This is a genomic window from Hyphomonas sp. TMED31 (assembly GCF_002172815.1).
Classification (GTDB): Bacteria; Pseudomonadota; Alphaproteobacteria; order Caulobacterales; family Hyphomonadaceae; genus Hyphomonas; species Hyphomonas atlantica.
The window spans coordinates 44,791-62,560 of the sequence record NZ_NHCK01000077.1 but is presented as its reverse complement, the minus strand read 5'-3'; the positions used below and the strand labels follow the sequence as shown (position 1 = coordinate 62,560).

At 33.2% G+C, this 17,770-nt stretch carries 10 protein-coding genes; all 10 read left to right on the top strand.

What is annotated here, in order from left to right:
- Positions 1-123 precede the first annotated feature (123 nt).
- Positions 124-306 (top strand): hypothetical protein, encoded by a 183-nt coding sequence (locus CBB91_RS11725; protein ID WP_345906858.1) that lies wholly within the window; start codon positions 124-126, stop codon positions 304-306.
- Positions 307-414: 108 nt separating this feature from the next.
- Positions 415-762 carry a hypothetical protein gene (locus tag CBB91_RS11720; protein ID WP_345906857.1) on the top strand — a complete coding sequence of 116 codons (348 nt, stop codon included), beginning with the start codon at positions 415-417 and terminating at the stop codon, positions 760-762.
- A gap of 66 nt (positions 763-828) precedes the next feature.
- Entirely contained in the window at positions 829-966 is a 138-nt protein-coding gene (locus tag CBB91_RS11715; RefSeq protein WP_345906856.1) for a hypothetical protein, read from the top strand.
- A 270-nt stretch (positions 967-1,236) separates the two neighbouring features.
- Positions 1,237-2,025: a hypothetical protein gene (locus tag CBB91_RS11710; protein WP_345906855.1), complete on the top strand. Its 789-nt coding sequence runs from the start codon at positions 1,237-1,239 to the stop codon at positions 2,023-2,025.
- Positions 2,003-2,182, top strand: coding sequence for a hypothetical protein (locus tag CBB91_RS11705; RefSeq protein ID WP_345906854.1), 180 nt, complete (start codon positions 2,003-2,005; stop codon positions 2,180-2,182). Before CBB91_RS11710 ends, CBB91_RS11705 begins: the two co-directional genes overlap by 23 nt.
- Positions 2,183-2,338: 156 nt before the next feature.
- Positions 2,339-2,989, top strand: a complete 651-nt coding sequence (locus tag CBB91_RS11700) for a phosphoribosylaminoimidazole synthetase (protein ID WP_345906861.1) — start codon at positions 2,339-2,341, stop codon at positions 2,987-2,989.
- A 60-nt stretch (positions 2,990-3,049) separates the two neighbouring features.
- On the top strand, positions 3,050-3,253 hold the full coding sequence (locus CBB91_RS11695; protein ID WP_345906853.1) for a hypothetical protein: 204 nt from the start codon (positions 3,050-3,052) through the stop codon (positions 3,251-3,253).
- A gap of 41 nt (positions 3,254-3,294) precedes the next feature.
- The gene (locus tag CBB91_RS11690; protein WP_345906852.1) at positions 3,295-3,681 is read left to right on the top strand and encodes a GPW/gp25 family protein; all 387 of its coding nucleotides are present in this window, start codon (positions 3,295-3,297) and stop codon (positions 3,679-3,681) included.
- Positions 3,682-3,687: 6 nt separating this feature from the next.
- Positions 3,688-5,580, top strand: coding sequence for a baseplate wedge protein (locus CBB91_RS11685; protein ID WP_345906851.1), 1,893 nt, complete (start codon positions 3,688-3,690; stop codon positions 5,578-5,580).
- Positions 5,577-17,747, top strand: coding sequence for a YHYH protein (locus CBB91_RS11680; protein WP_345906850.1), 12,171 nt, complete (start codon positions 5,577-5,579; stop codon positions 17,745-17,747). The genes CBB91_RS11685 and CBB91_RS11680 overlap by 4 nt, the downstream gene beginning before the upstream one ends.
- The last annotated feature ends 23 nt before the right edge of the window (positions 17,748-17,770 follow it).

Sequence of the window (17,770 nt, the reverse complement as noted above, 5' to 3'; positions counted from 1 at the left end):
ATGGTAGGGCCTCTGCTGGGGATCTGTCAAGGAGTTTAAACCAGTTTGCGAAGTGTCCTGGCCCCCTATTGCGGTTTGGGCGGTTTAGCCCTATATTGGCCATGTACCAAAGGAAAAAACCCATTGATCTACTCACCTGCCTCGCTCCTCTCCGACCGCGGCCGCGTCTGGGTTGCTCGCTCGGTTGATCCGGACGTTGAGAGCATTCTACAGCGTCAGTACGGGCCCAGCATCGGATCGTCTGCTGTTGTGGTCGCTGGCCGTCATGCTGCTGCCTATGCTCATGACGTGGAAAAAACCACCTGAGAAACCGGCACAAATGCCTATTGTGCTTTGACCGGTTTAGCCCTATATTGGCCACATGGGAGGTGGACCAAACCCCTTCCGCTCTCCATCCCTTCTCTCTCATTCTTCATGCGTAAGATCGAAAAGCAAATGTGTGCCGCTGTTCAGTCTAACATCAACTGGACATCTGCTAACACCGGTGTTACTTTCGACGCTGAATCTGGCATCTCTACTGTGTATTTGCACGGCAACAAGATCGCTGAGGTTAGTGATAACGACATGACTATCTTTGATGGTGGTTATCAGTCTGTTACCACAAAATCAAGACTCAATGCACTTTGCTCTGAATTTTGTATTACTGGTGAGGGTGTATTCCAGAAGGATTTCAACTGGTATGTGAGAAAGTTTGTGGGTGCAATTAACGGACAATCTAAGTTCGTCACCGAAACTTTCGACAACGGTTACATCTTTGCCTGATGTACAATTGACCTGGTGATGTCATTAAACTCACCATTAGTTCCTAACACTTTCGTCCTCGTTATTATGTCTCGTTCAACTGCACTCGGTATGCTTCGTGTTGGTAACACTGGAGAGGAAATTCTTTCCATTCTTGATATTATCGTTGCTGATATTGAGAGTGAGCAAACTATCAACGAGATTGCAGATTTGCTGTTTAATTGATTATCACGAACGAATGGTTGCTATCCTATTCGTGTTATCAGCAGCCATTCGTTAATTGACAGTCTTTATAAAAGTTTTGTCCTTATATAATGCGCGCCCTATATTAAAATGCCTAACTACCCTAACCTACAGAGGTGACAAAACGCGAGAGTGATTTCAAGTTCATAAAAAAAATCGCCGGGAAAAAAAATTAAGAGCCACAAGTTTTTCAAAGAAGATTGACAGTATATACATATTGAGTTAGAATTGAACTGAAACTTTTAAAACAAAATGACAAAAGGATTCACCGTAAAGGCAAAAGAGCCTGTAACAACAGAAACAACAGAAGAAGTCCCAGAATGGGATTATGATGCAATTAAAGAAAGAATGAGAGGTAAGACAATTGTATTTTGTCTTCCTGGCAGAGGAGTATCATATGTATTTCTCAAAAATTTTGTACAACTATGTTTTGACATGGTACAAAATGGAATGAGTATTCAGATCAGTCAAGATTACTCTTCTATGGTTAATTTTGCACGTTGTAAATGTCTTGGTGCGAATGTTCTTCGTGGACCGGATCAATTACCTTGGGATGGTAAACTTGAATATGACTATCAATTATGGATTGACAGCGATATCGTATTTAATTCTACAAAGTTTTGGCAATTATGCGATATGGCTATTCCTGCAGAAGAGGAAGAGAAGTCAATTGTTTCTGGATGGTACTGTACAGAAGATGGAAAGACTACATCGGTTGCACATTGGTTAGATGAGGATGATTTCCGTACCAATGGTGGTGTAATGAATCATGAAACAATTGAGAGTATTTCACGACGTAAGAAACCATTTACAGTAGATTATACTGGATTTGGGTGGGTCTTAATTAAGAAGGGAGTATTTGAGCATAGTGAATTAAAGTATCCTTGGTTTGCACCTAAGATGCAAGTATTTGAGTCTGGTTCAGTTCAAGATATGTGTGGTGAGGATGTCTCGTTCTGTTTAGATGCCAAGGAAGCTGGTTTTGAAATCTGGTGCGATCCTCGTATTCGTGTTGGTCATGAAAAGAATCGCGTTATTTAATATTTTATGTAAGGGTCAAATCATTCATAGTGGTTTGACCCATGAAGAATCAGCAGATATATTTTTAGATCTTGCTGAAGATTTCTATCAAGGAAAATCTAAAACTGGTCCAGAAGATTATGAAATTAGAGAGGTAAATTCAAATGGCAATGCGTAGTAAAACTGGTGACCTTATCGTCCCAACACCTAAAAACACTCGTCAAGGGATGGGTAAACATACAAAATGTGCCGCAACTTCTCGTAATAAAGCTAAAAAGCGTTATCGCGGGCAGGGGAAAGGGTAAATAACTATTAAGAGTTATTGAAATTTTTTATGCCTTGTTTAATAGCAAATCTTCCTTCTCAAGAAGTATGGATAAGAAAGGAGTATTTGATGGATCATAAGAGTGGGCATGGAGAATATGTAAAAGGCGTCTGGGTATCGGTTAAATCGTTACCTGGGCGCACTTTTTATTTTGAAACATACTTACCAGAGTATGCGGCTATGTACGATAAACTGCCCATCAGTGCCTTCCTATCGTCCCCAGAAGCGCCGAAACCTGACCTTACGCTACATAACCTACAATTTTGGAATTGCATGGATTACGGGGTCACAGTAGTGCAGAAACAATTCATTGGTTCAATGCATTATGAGGTAAATACTCGCGATTTTGGTCCACAAACTGGCACATATATTTGTACGATTGATAATTATCATCAAGATCCAGATGCAATAGACTATTCAACTAGTGAAAATCCATCAGAACATAAGTCGCATAACCTAATTGAGCTTGATAATGGTCAATTTTGTTTGTATCCCAACAATCGAACTCGAATTTATGACAATTCTTTAACTCCAAAGACACCAAAAACACCAGATTTCAAGGTTTCAACAGTATATTATCAAGTTGAGAACGGTCATGATAGAGATGGTCTTGGAAATGATGAAAATTATTTTTGGAAAACTGCAAAAGAACTCAAATAAATAAAAATAAGGGATAGTAACCCCATTAAAAGTTCTAATATTCACTTATTGGAGCAAAAAATGGGACGCCAACCAGATAGAGATAGAAAATATATGCGAGATATGTGGGGAACGGAAGCCTTAGTTACTGATTATGGGTCAATTTTCGACAAAAAATCCAAAAAAATGCTCAGAGAAGTCGAAAATGACGAAATTGATCAAAAAGTAAAGAGTATTGACCAAGTAATAAATGCAGATACATCTGGTGACTTTTTATTCGATTAATTTTGTGAATAAATAAAGAATAAATATAGCATTCCTGCAAAATGGCAGTTTATAGTGATATTTCACTATCATTTTCAAAACATCCTGCAACAAATGACATTGGTAAAATAACTAATGTTAATGCAATTATCAATTCAATGAGGAATATTCTCACTACAAGGTTGGGAGAAAGGCCTTTTGAACCAGATTATGGTAGTAAAATATACGATACTCTCTTTGAATTGGTAGATTTTATTAGTTTAGATGCTGCTGCATCTTCTGCACGAGAAGCACTGGAGTTTTGGGAACCTAGAGTAGAGATTTTGAATGTAATTCCAATTTCAAACCCAGATCAACATGAAATTGAACTTACTATCGAGTTTTACATAGTCGGAGCTGTATCTGAAGGAGTACAAGAAACTTCATTCGTATTCACATCAACGAGATAAAGCATAATGCCATTTACACAGTTTACAAGTTTAGACTTCGATGAAATTAAGGCATCCATAAAAGATTACATCGGAGCAAATACCTCATTTACTGATTATGATTACGAAGGTTCTAATCTTTCGGTATTAATTAATATACTGGCATATAATACTTACTTAACAGCATATAACTCCAACATGATTGCCAATGAGGTTTTCCTCGATACGGCAACATTAAGGGAGAATGTTGTTAGTCTTGCTAGAAATTCTGGGTATGTCCCAAGATCTAGAAGATCTGCTAGAGCAATAATTAGTTTTAATATCACTGATATTCCAAATATCTATCAGACAGTTACTTTAGAAGCAGGATTAGTATGTATAGGCGAAGGAAATAATACAAATATGAAATTTTCAATTCCGGAGAGAATTACCGTACCAGTTTCTAATGGAATTGCATCTTTTTCAAATATTACAGTTTACGAAGGCTCTTTCTCAACACAAAACTGGATTGTAGACACTAGTAAATCTAGTATTAAATATGAACTGAATAATTCTTTTGTAGATACCTCTACAATTAGAGTGAATGTAAAAAATACTCAGACTGATAATATAAAAGAAGACTATACTATAGTTGATAATATCATTAATGTTAAAAATGACTCAAGAATATATTTAATTCAAGAAGTAAACGATGAACGATATAGAATTTTGTTTGGTGACGGAATTATTGGCAAAAAATTAGAAAATAATAATTATATTACCGCATCATATATTACAACTTCTGGAATTGAGGGTAATGGCGTATCTAATTTTATTTTTAGTGGAATAGTATTTGCTAATAATAATATAGATATTCCAATTTCTAGTGGAATATCTTTAATATCGACCAATACTTCATCGAGTGGAGGTGCTGAAATAGAATCAGTGGATTCAATTAAATATTTTTCTACTAGATTGTACTCATCACAGTATAGAGCTGTAACTGCAAGAGATTACGAGGCAATAATTCCATACATTTATGATAACACCGAATCTGTATCAGCATATGGCGGAGAAGATTTAAATCCACCACAGTATGGTAAGGTTTTTATTGCCGTAAAACCAAAAAATTCAAACTACTTATCAACTTTTGCGAAAAGACAAATATTAGACAGTTTAAAGACATATTCTGTAGCTGGTATAGTCCCAGAGATTATAGACTTAAAATATTTAAATGTAGAAACCAATTCTTCTATCTATTATAACGCATCATTTGTTGGAGATATAAATGCGTTGAAAACAAAAGTTCACAATACAATTTTAGATTATTCTAACACTATTGATGTTAATAAGTTTGGTGGAAGATTTAAATTTAGTAAAGTTACTACTTTAATTGATCAATCTGATCCAGCTATTATATCAAATATAACAAAAGTCAAGATGACCAGAAATCTAAAAGTCAATAAAAATGTTTATACTCAATATGAGTTATGTTTTGGTAATAGATTTTATATAAATTCTTCTGGATATAATATAAAGTCAACTGCGTTTACAATATCTGGTCAGGAAGGAAATTTATATTTCTCGGATTTGCCGATATCTGCAAACGAAGGTAGACTTTTTATTTTCAAAATGTTATCAAAGAATAATATTTTCATAGTGAAGAAAAATGCGGGCACTGTAGATTATAACTCCGGCGAAATCCTTATAGATACTATATCAATATCCAACACCCAAAGAGATGAAAATATTATAGAGTTTGAAGTTTCTCCAGATTCAAATGATGTTATTGGAAAACAAGATCTCTATGTTCAATATGCGACCAATAATAGTGAGATTACTATGGTATTGGATACAATATCAAGTGGTTATTCAAATGCTGGTTCATTTTATGCGTCCACTTCTTCATATCCATCAACGACAAACTATATTAGAGTATGACCGAAAGAACACAAATAAGCCAAACTTTTCAGTCAAGTTTGCCAGAATCTTTTATTACAGAAAATCCAAAATTTGTTGATTTCCTAAAGCAGTATTATATTTCTCAGGAATTTAAAGGAGCTTCTGTTGATCTAATATCAAACCTTGATGAATATAAGGATTTAGATTCATATTCAAAAACAAATATTGATTCACAGTCAACTCTAACTGCTGAAATTGGAGCGGACGAAGATACTATTCCGGTAGAATCAACTGCTGGGTGGCCAGCAAAATATGGATTGCTCAAAATAAACAACGAAATAATTACATATACAGGAATTACTACAAATTCGTTTATTGGATGTAGTAGAGGATTTAGTGGTATTTCAAATTTAAAAAATTCATTAAATAAAGAAAAAGTAGTATTTGAAACCAGCGAAGCATCTTCTCATAGTACTGGTAGTGTCGTATATAATTTAAGCAATCTTTTCTTAAAAGATTTTTTTGATAAATTTAAAAAACAATTTGCTCCAGGATTTGAGAATAGGGAACTAGATTCAAATATTGATGATTTAAATTTTTACAGTAGAGTAAAAGATTTCTTTAAAACAAAAGGAACTGATGAATCTATAAAAATTCTTTTTAGAGTTTTATTTGGCAAAGAAGTTGAGGTCATTAAGCCACAAGATTATCTTCTCAAACCATCAGATTCTAATTATGAAGTAGTTGAAAAACTCGTATGTAAAAGAGTATCTGGAGATCCATTAAATTTAAAAGGATTTACATTATTCCAAGATGCAAATCCATATGATTCTAGAGTTTTAAAAGCTTCTGGATCTATATCAGATGTTGATGTTGTTAGATATAATACCAATCCACTGAAAAAATCTATTTTAACTTCTGACGAAGGTTTATCCAAAACTACTCTTTATTATATCATAAGTTTATCTTCCGGATATAATCGCGACTCTTTCACATCAGGAACTATTGAAGGAGAATTTAAGGTAGCATCAAAAACAATATGTACGGTAGATGCTACAGAGGATAAAAACGTAATAACTGTAGATTCTACAGTATCATTTCCGTCTTCTGGGTCTTTTTATCTAGAAGATAAAGACGGAAGAGAACTAATAACATATAATAGTAAAAGTATAAATCAATTTGTTGATTGCAGCATTCCATCAAGAGTATATAAAAGTGGAAGTTTCGTAAGATCATTTACAAGTGTTTATGGATATGAAAATAACGATCCGACCAAGAAAGTTGAATTGATAATAACTGGAGTTTTAAATAACTTTGAATCTGGACCAATTAGCAGTCTGTCCGGTTTTATTATATCAAAAGAATCTGAAATTATTGGATCAATTAATGGAACAGGTACTATAATTGGATCCAATACAATATCTGGAACTGGTTTTATTTCTGGAGCAGGGGATTATTTAGATGAAGATGAAAAAATAATATCGTGGAAAATTATTGGCAATATTGCCAAATCAAATATTGATGGGATAATCTATGAGACTGGAAACCCTCTTTTAGACGGATCAAAATTTAAAGGATCATTTAATCAATCTGAAGAATTTGGCCAAAATTTATTGGTTGGAGATCCTATAAAAATAAAATCTATCGGAAAAATAGTAGACAAAAAAAATCCATATTTCTCTTCTTGGATATACAATGTATCTCCAAGAATTGAAGTAGAAGAAGTATTAGATGCAATTGGTAATGAAATAAAATTAAAAACATTTGATGAACATGACCTTAAAAAGGGCGATGAAGTTCAATTGATAGATTCTTCTACCAATAATATTGTATTGGAAGGAAAAATTGAATTAATAAACAGTTCTAAAGTATTTACTGCCAACTCTACAACTTCATTCGGGACTTTATCCAATGATAAAGAGTGGGAAGTGCGGAGAAAAATAAAATTTGGAAAGTTTTTGGACGGCAATACCGATCACAGCAATTCTAATATAGAAAGTTTGATTTCAAGCATACAAAATACTTATGATTCAGAATTTAATGCTATAGTCGCTTCAGAGTCTATTCCAAATTATGAAATTGGTCTTGGGTTAGGTATTAAGAAATTTTCTTCTTCAAATATTTCAAATAATACAATTACAATAAATGATCATGGATTCTATAGCGGTGATTACATATACTACTATCCAGAACCTGGATCCAACCCAATAGAAAATATTTTTGAAGGATATTACTACATTATTCGAATTAATTCGAATGAAGTGCAATTAGCAAAATCGATAAATGGTGTAATTAGACTTTCGGATAGTTTAATACAAATTGGAAATGGCGACCTATCTTCAACTTCTTTGGATTATCAAATAATTCCTGGTGAATTAGCAAATAAAACTTTCACAGGACAAAAATTACTCAAATTTATTCCAAAAGAAACGAGTAGTCCAAATGAAGACCAATCTACTCCAATAGGACCCATTGGAATGTTTGTCAACGGCGTAGAAGTCATAAACTATAAATCGCCACAACAAATTCATTATGGCAAAATTGAAAAAATTGATGTTTTGAATGGTGGTGATGGCTATGATGTTATTAATCCTCCGACTATCTCCATAAGCAGCAATTATGAAGGTATTGGAGCTAAAATAAATCTTTCTTTGATTGGTGATGTTAAAAAAATTAATATAGATGATGCTGGATTTGATTTTATAGAAGAACCTAGAATTACTTTATCTGGCGGGGGTGGTAGAGGATGTAAATTAAAGGCAAGGTTGCTCCCAACTACTCATAAAGTAGAATTTGATGCTGGTGTTACTGGATATGTCTCTTCAGGGTCTACTATTTCTATTATTAATACATCTAACAACTCTTTTAGAATAGAAAGTAAGCATAAATTTAGAGAGGCAGATGAGATAGTTTATAAAAGTAATGGAAATACTGCAATTCCAATTAGTGGAGTATCTACCACTACAGGATTCATTCCTAGCGTCTCTCCTGGTGCCTCAACATCGTTAAAAAACAATTCAAGATACTTTGTATCTAGAATTGATGATAAACAGTTTAGACTGCATTTTACACGGGAAGATGCAATCTTTAAAAGACACCCAATCAATATTGTTGGATTTGGTACAGGCCCTCAAGAATTCAGATCCGTTGCATACAAAAATATATTATCAGATGTTATTGTAGTATCTCCAGGAGAAAATTATAAGAATAAAAAAAGAGAGATCTCTCCCATTGGCATCAATACTTCCGATAATATTATTAATATCCAAAATCATGACTATCAGGACGGAGACATAATTGTTTATTCTTATGAACCTGGTTCGACTCCTATTTCTGGACTTTCATCGTCAAAATTATATCAGGTAACAGTATTTGATGATGACAACTTTAGATTATCATCTGCTGGAGTAAGCACAAATATTTCTACAAAAAATTATGAGAGGTCAAAGTTTGTAAGATTTGAGTCTAGCGGATCAGGAACTCATATATTTAATTATCCACCTATAGAAGTTTCAATTGAGGGCAAAACTGGTATTGGATTAACCTTTGGTGGAGAAGCAAAATTAAGTCCGGCAGTGAGAGGTTCAATAACATCAGTCTCGGTTATTGATGGTGGACAATCATATGGGTCAACAGATGGTTTAATAAATTTTGATTCTTCTTTAATTTCTGATCCATTGATAGAAGTAAATTCTGGGGAGAATGCTATTCTAGAGCCAATTATTATCAACGGATCAATTTCATTTGTAAATGTTAAGTTTGGCGGTTCCGGGTACACATCTAAGCCAGATCTTAAGATTATAGATCCTGATGAGACCGGGGTTGGTGCTATACTAAATCTCACTATTAACTCTTCAGGTTCTGTAGAATCAGTTTCTGTAGTTTATGGTGGTGTTGGATATGGAAAAAATACTGCAATTACAATTGTTCCCTTAGGAAGTGGAGTTATATTTAAAGCAGATCTACAAAAATGGAATATTAACTTATTCGAGAAAAATAAAAATAATATTACTGATGACGATGGCATTTTCATTGAAAGTAAAGATTCTAATTTGGGAATTGGGTATGGATCTTTATATGCTCCAAGAAAATTAAGATCTTCGTTAATTACAAATTTTGGAGATGGAGTTTCTTCAGATTTAGAGTTTAATTCTACTTTAGGAGAAGTAAATAGAACTGAAACTACAGAACACTCACCAATTATTGGGTGGGCTTATGACGGAAATCCAATATATGGACCATATGGATATGAAAATAAAAAAGGAGGATTTGTAAAACTTCTAGACAGTGGATATGATTTAAAATTTGATTCTTCTATAGGTAGAGGAGTGAATGGACCTCCAGTCTCAATTTTTCCATTAGGATTTTTTACAGAAGATTATGAATACAAAGGAAATGGCGATCTTGATGAGCATAATGGAAGATTTTGCATAACACCAGAGTTTCCAGGCGGAACTTATGCCTACTTTGCATCATATAAAACTGCAAGTACATCGGGAGAAAATGAAAAGACGACATCTTCTCCATTTTTTAATTATAAAAAGCCAGTTTTCCCATATATTATTGGAGAACGTTATAAGTCATTACCCAATCGACTTAATTTTGACCCTAGAGTTAATCAAAGAGATATAGATCTTAATGATTTAAATGTAATTAGAAATACCTCTCCATATAAGTTCTTAGACAAGAATAGTTCATACGAATATGTTATTCAACCTCAAAGAAAAAATGAAATTGTAAATAGAATAACTCAGACTTCTTCTGGAAGTATTGCTGCAGTAGAAATTATTGATTCTGGAAACAACTACAAAGTTGGGGATAGAACTATTGCTAATATGGAAGGAACAGGATCTAATGTTCAATCCATAGCTGAAGTAAAATCTGTTGTTGGTGTTGGAATATCAAATATTTCCTTCAAACAAACTAAAATAGAAAATATTAATATAAGTTTCGGGGAGAATGAACTAATTGTAGGAACTTCTACATTGCCGCATAATTTGAAGAATGGTGATATCGTTACTTTCTTCGATTCCTCCACAGCAATACGAGAATTGGATGGCCCTTCTATTATTGGCATAACTACGTTTAAAACAAGTTTATCTGTCGCTATTGGTAATACCGACCAGACAGGGATAACAACGTCTTTGTTTATAAGTAGTAATTTGCTTGAAGTAAAGGATCAAATAAAAATAAATGATTATTTGAATATAGGTAGCGAAAAAGTAAAAATAGTTGGATTAGATCCATCAAGCAATTCTCTCAATATTCTCAGGGAAGAATTATCTACCACTGGAACATCACATACAGCAGGATCTGATATTATTCTTGATAGTAGAGAATTTATCTTTACAAAAAATATTTCAAATAAACCAAACATTAAAAAAATCCGACAGTTCTATTTTAACCCACGCGAGACTGTAGGTCTTGGTGACGTTGGTATATCAACATATAATTTTTATGAAGGATCTTCTAGCAAGCAGAGAGAAATAAAACTTCAATCAATATATATTGAAAATCATGGATTAAAAACTGGCGATAAATTAATTTACTCATCTTTATATGGAAGTGCTATCGGAGTCACCACAGATTCAATAACTCAGTTCCCCCTAGAAAATGAGTCTCTCGTATATGCAGTAAATTTAGGGAAAGATTTTGTTGGTCTTTCAACTAGTTCTGTTGCAATCAGTTCTGAGGGAAATTATATTGGCGTATCAACAGAAATAATTCCAAGTGTTTTGTATTTTATGAGTTATGGTTCTGGCGATCTTCATAGTCTTAGGACTCCTTCACCAACCCTCAATACTAATATAAAAAAGAGTGTTGGTATTATTACTACCAAGGACTATCATAATTTGTTAGATGGGGATAAAGTAAATATTGAAATAAATTCGTCAGTTTCAGAAAAATTATATGAAGTTGAATATAATTCAACAATAAGAAAGTCTATCTTTAATCCAAGATCTTCGATTGGAATTGACATAGATACTAACATTTTAACCATAGAAAATCATGGATATGAAACTGGCGATAGAATTTTATACGAATCTACTAATCCAGCTTTGCCATTAGAGTCCGAAAGAATTTATTATGTGCATAAAATATCAAATAATAAAATTAAATTAACTTATGATGAGTGGGATGCCAGATTCAGTCTACCAGTAAAAGAAGTAGACTTAACAACTCAAGGATCTAGCCATAGAATTAGTTCCGTAAATCCCCATATAAAATTAACTGCATACTCTAGTGTAGGGATAGATGTATCGCATCCCTCATTGAAGAATTTGAAGCTGGCATTCTTCAAAGATGAAGCTTTTGTTAATGAATTTGAAACTACCGAAGAATCCACTGAAATAAAAGTGGAGCGTATAGGTACTCCCGGCATTACCGAAAATGCAATGATTAATTTAAAACTTGATGAAAATTTCCCCAACTCATTTTACTATCAATTAAAACCAACCGATATAGAAGCGATAAAAGTTGATAATGAATTTGATAAATTAAATATATTGCCGGATTTATCTCCAAAACCATTTAATTCCAATAAAATAGATTTAATTTTCAGTAGATATAATGGTAGGTATTCAGCAAATATTGAAGATGAAAAAACATTTTCCATCTTATTGGATAAAAATCCAGAAAGAAATTATTATAATCACTCAGATTTATCAAAAACGAAATATTCTACGGAATCGAAAAACTATTTTGGTCCTATAGATTCATTAAGGATGATTCAAAAATCATCTTCATTGAAAAAAATTCCCCAAGTTGTATCTATAGCTTCTACAGTTGGATCTGGAGCTAACATTTCTTTCGTAGGTGAAGAAATAGGTAATATTAAAAAATTAGACATTTCAAATATTGGATTTGAATTTTCATCCGATAAAACATTAAAACCAATTGCAGATATCCCCACCGTTATTGGAATTTCAGATTATCATCAGATTGAAAGTATCAAGGTAACTGATTCTGGAAAAGACTATACAATACCACCTAGAGTATTAATTTATGATTCTCAGTTAAAACAACCCGTGGAAGAAGTTATAACAGAGACAAGTATATTTGGATCTTCTGTTTCTGAAGTTAATGTAATTGACAGGGGTTCTGGTTTATCTGATACTAATTTATTTGCCATAAGTGTAGACAATACAAATGGGGTTGATATAATATCAGCACAATTTGATGTTCTGAGTGAAATTGCCACATTGACTTTACAAAGTCCTTCTATAGGATTTACAACAGATACATATCCATTCGTTATGGGTGAAAAAATATTCATCGAGGGAATTGATATTATATCAGGAACTGGTCAAGGTTATAATTCATCCGACTATGACTATGCTACATTTGATGTTGTTGGCGTTAATACAGCTATAGGTTTAGCAAATGGTGCAACATTATCCTACAGAATACCTGGAATTTCTACAGCAGGAATTTACAATCAATCTTCTTTAGGATCCGCGATTAAATATTCCAATTTGGCTAAATATCAAATAGTTATGAAAGGGGATAATTCTAATTTATTTTCTAAAGGAGAAGCTGTCAACTTTGGTTCTTTGGGAGAAACCTCTGCATTTGTTGTTGATAACCAGGGTTGGGATCAGAATACATCAAAACTAAGAATTAATCAAATTTCTGGGAAAGAAATAAAAGTAGGAGTTACTGTCAGAAGTCAAACGACTAGCGCAAAAGCTATAGTAAAGTCAATAGAAAAATCTTCCGGAAGATTTTCTGTAGATTCTACTGGATCATTGTCATTAGGTTCATCAAAAGATACTGGAAAGTTAAGCAATTTCTTTCAAAGACTCCACGATAATAACTATTACCAAAGATTTTCTTATTCAATAAAGGGAACTACCGATATCAATAAATGGGATGATGCTGTTGGAAGCCTAGTTCACACATCAGGATTTAAAAGATTTGGTGATTATGTTGTAGAATCTTCTCCAGTTATCTCTGAAGAAAGTCAAATAAGTGGAATATCTACTATAACATCTGTAAATCATTTAATCAATTTTATAGATGTTGATAGAATACATGATTTTGATTTGGTTGTAGAAGATAAGATTGGATCATGCTCTAAGAATATCTTTTTTGATGGAAAAATAATATCAGACTACTTTAGGAGTGACAAAAATAGAGCCATAACACTTGATGATTTTAGTGGAGAATTTAGAAGCAATCCAAATCTAGATGTCTTTGTCATTATTGATAGTTTCTACGGAAATACTATGAGGACGTGCAAATATATCGTAGAGATGTATAATTCTATGACCAATTCATATGAAGTTGCTAACTTCTTATTGATTCATAATAATTTCGAAGTATTCATCAATGACTATACTGGAACATATTCAAATAATCCTTTTGGTCAATTAAGCGCCCAGGTACTTCTTGGTGAGATACAAATTAGGTTCTTCCCGTATGATCCGGACGATAATATCTATATGAAAGTTTATAGAACTGCAATAAGGGACGATATTGTAGATGATGAAACGGTTTCAATAGGATTTTTAGATAGAGTTGGTTTAACAACCATATTTAATGCCTCTCCTGGAGTTACATCTAAAATGGCAAGCATAGATATAACTCAATATGAATCTTATGGATTTATATTGCAAGTGGGGACTGCCTCTTCCAATACCAAGTTGCCGATAGGAAGTCTTGACTATCAATCAACCGAAGGATTTGCGACATATGATTCAAATTTAAACGATTATAGTTTAGTATTTGGTGATGTTGATACTTTTAGAGAACTTGGAACTTTTGATACATCTTATTCTTCCGGCAATCTTGATATAAACTTTACTTTAGATCCAGGAATAGCCGCAACTACATTTACCGGAAAACTTCATATAGTTGGGTTCGCAAATACTACTGGAATGGGGTCTACGTTTATTGGTCCAATTATTGAAGAAGATGGTGGATCTATTAGATTAAAATCAAATATCACTGAGATTGCATCTAGTGCTTCTCCAGGAATAACAACGATATCATCTATGATATCCAATGAATATAGATCATCTAAGCATCTAGTTCAGGTTATATCTGATTCTGGAGAAAAACATGTAAATGTTATTGTAGGAATTCATAATGATACAGACACTTATTACACCGAATATGCCAATTTATATACAAATACTTCTTTAGGAACATATGATTATGTGCTTGTAGATGAAGGAGTAGATCTGAGATTTACTCCCAATGCGGGTATTGGAGTTACTGTAAAGGTATTTTCCGAAGAATTTAAAAAACAAAATGTTGGATATGCTGAAACTTCATTCTCGCATATTGATATCTTTGTTGACGATTTCACTTATGTTGAAAGACTAAAAAGGTTTAGACATGATTTTGAATTAAAGCATAGGGGCAATAGTTTATTTTCTAAAAAGATTTCACTCTCCGGAATTTCTACTAATACTAATGTAATAACTTTTATCAATCAAGATAATACCTCCGATGACCACTTCTTTGTTACTGGTGAGGAAATTAATTATTCATATTCTGGGAAATCAGAAGAAAGAATTTCTGTAATGACTGGAACTGGATATACAGATAAACTTCCTGATAGTGTATTTGTCATTAAAAAGTCTGAAAATTCTATTCAACTTTCAACATCTAGAACAGATGCTCTAGCTGGGATAGCATTGACAATAACCGATGCATATGAATATATGTCTGATCAATCTTTTGATGCGATAAATTCAAATAAAAAGTGTATTATTATGATTGATAATATTATTCAGACACCTTTATCTTGGACTCCAATTTCATATAATTTGACATCAAATATTTCTGGCATTTCTACAGAAATATCTTTAACTGGAATAACATCCATTAGAAATGGTGATGTGCTTAGTATTGGAAATGAATTTGTTAGGGTAGATAGTCTAAACACTCCTTTAGTTAATGGGGCATTAGTTCAAAGATCATGGATGGGAACTAATTTATTAGAAAATGAATCTCATGCATCAGGGGACGAAGTAAGACTTTATAGAGGAGACTATAATATTATTAAAGATAAAATTTATTTTAAAAATGCTCCATTTGGATCAAATGAAGTTGGAAAAGATTTTCTGGCTTTATCTGATTTGAGGGCAAGTTCTTCTTTCCAAGGAAGATTCTTCCAGAAATCTTCTTACGAAGATAATATCATTTTTGACGACATTTCTACACAATTTAATGGAATTGGTAGAACGTTTAGTCTTACTGAAGAAGGTAATAGTGTAGTTGGTATAGCTCTAACAGAAAATGCAAACAGCATCGTACTTCTTAGAAATATTTCCCAAAAACCATCTATAGATTTTACAATTGAAAGTAATGTTGGTATTGGAACAAGAATACATTTTACCGGAAGAAAAGATTATCTTGGTAATAATTTATTGTCTGATAATGATCCAAACAAGAACGACATACCATTAGGGGGTGTTATAGTTTCCATAGCTTCATCTCAAGGATTTGGTTTACAACCACAAATGGCCGCAGTTGGGGTTGCATCAATATCTCATGGGCAAATTGAATCTGTTTCTATCGGAACAAACTTTTCACCACCCCTAAGCGGTTACACTACAACAAGTTTCCCCGGATCTGGATATACTCAACCAATTGTTCCAATTAATTTTTCTGGATCAAATGGTTCTGGAGCATCTGGTCATGGGGTTGTAAATGCCGGAATAATTACAGAAGTTGTCATAACTAACCCAGGATCCGGATATACTACAAGTAATCCACCCTCTATTATATTCGATTCTCCTCTCCCTTACGAAAATCTAAAATTGACGGGTAGTTCTACGGGAATAGGAGCATCCATCAATGTTATGGTTGGTCAGGGTTCTAGTGTAATAGACTTTCATATTACTAATTTCGGATATGGATATGAAATTGGTGACGTACTGACCCCTGTGGGAATCCTTGAAGATGCAAATGTATCATCTTCACCATTCTCAGTAACAGTGACTGATGTTTATAATGAGCCATTCTCGTCTTGGAATATTGGGATATTAGAATTGGTTATTGATATTTCAAATCAGTTTGATGGTATTAGAAGAACTTTTACTCTGGAAAGGCAGGGAGACATTGGAATAGAACCATTAAGTATTGAAAAGGGATCTTACAGTGCAATAGATCTAGATTCAAACTTATTGATTATAATAGATGGAATTTTACAGAGACCTGGAATAGATTATACATTCAAAGGAGGAACACAAATTACATTTAGTAAGGCCCCCAAAAAAGATTATAAATGTCAAATATTCTTCTATAAAGGAAGTTTTGGGGATACTCAATTTGTAGATATTGAACCACCAATAGAAGTTGGTGATCAACTGCAATTAGCGACACCTCAAGAAAATTTATTAGTTGGAGATGAAAAACTAAGAACAATTGTTGGCATTAATTCTTCAAACTCAGTAAAGACATCCATTTATTGTATGAATGATCGGTCTGAATTATTAAGACCATCTCATTTGATAAAGCAGAAGAGAGATTTAATTGTTGGTGGAGAATCAATCTCTAAAAAAAGATTGAGTTTGGAAGCTGAGATAAGACCAGAATCTACTTTGATAAGACCTTTGAATAATTCAGATACTACATTGTTTGTAGATTCTATATCTAAAAACTTTAATTTGGATTCAAGACCATCAAATGATATTATAATCATATCTCAAGATTTTAGCGAAAATAATACAATAAAAAGTGAGATAATTGCTGATGCAGCCGTATCTGGCGGTCATGGAAGTATTATTGGCATTGGAACTAAGGGAGTTGGAATTAATACAACATCTCCCATGATAGAATTCACTATAAGAAGTGACGAATCTATTAATGCCGGAACTATTGGTATTACAACCGGGGTATACTTTATAGTTTCAAATTCTAATATTGGAAACGGTGTGACCTCGATAGAGATTGACACTTCAGTATCTATTGTTGGTATAGGAACTTCATTTATTGATAATATATATAGAGTTGATAATATCATAACAGATAATGGAACAACTACTGTATGTTCCAATGTCTCCGATTTAAACGGAATAACTTCAACTACAATGTCTGATGATGATTACTATGGCACTTACAGTTGGGGATCAATAACAGGAACTAGAGCATCAAACCCATCTTCTTTCTCATCATACAATAATAATGGGGTAGTTGGGTTAACTACTTCTCCCATTGTTAAAAGATATTTGCCGTTTAAAATAGATTTTTAAAGGATAAATAAAGAAAAAAGTAC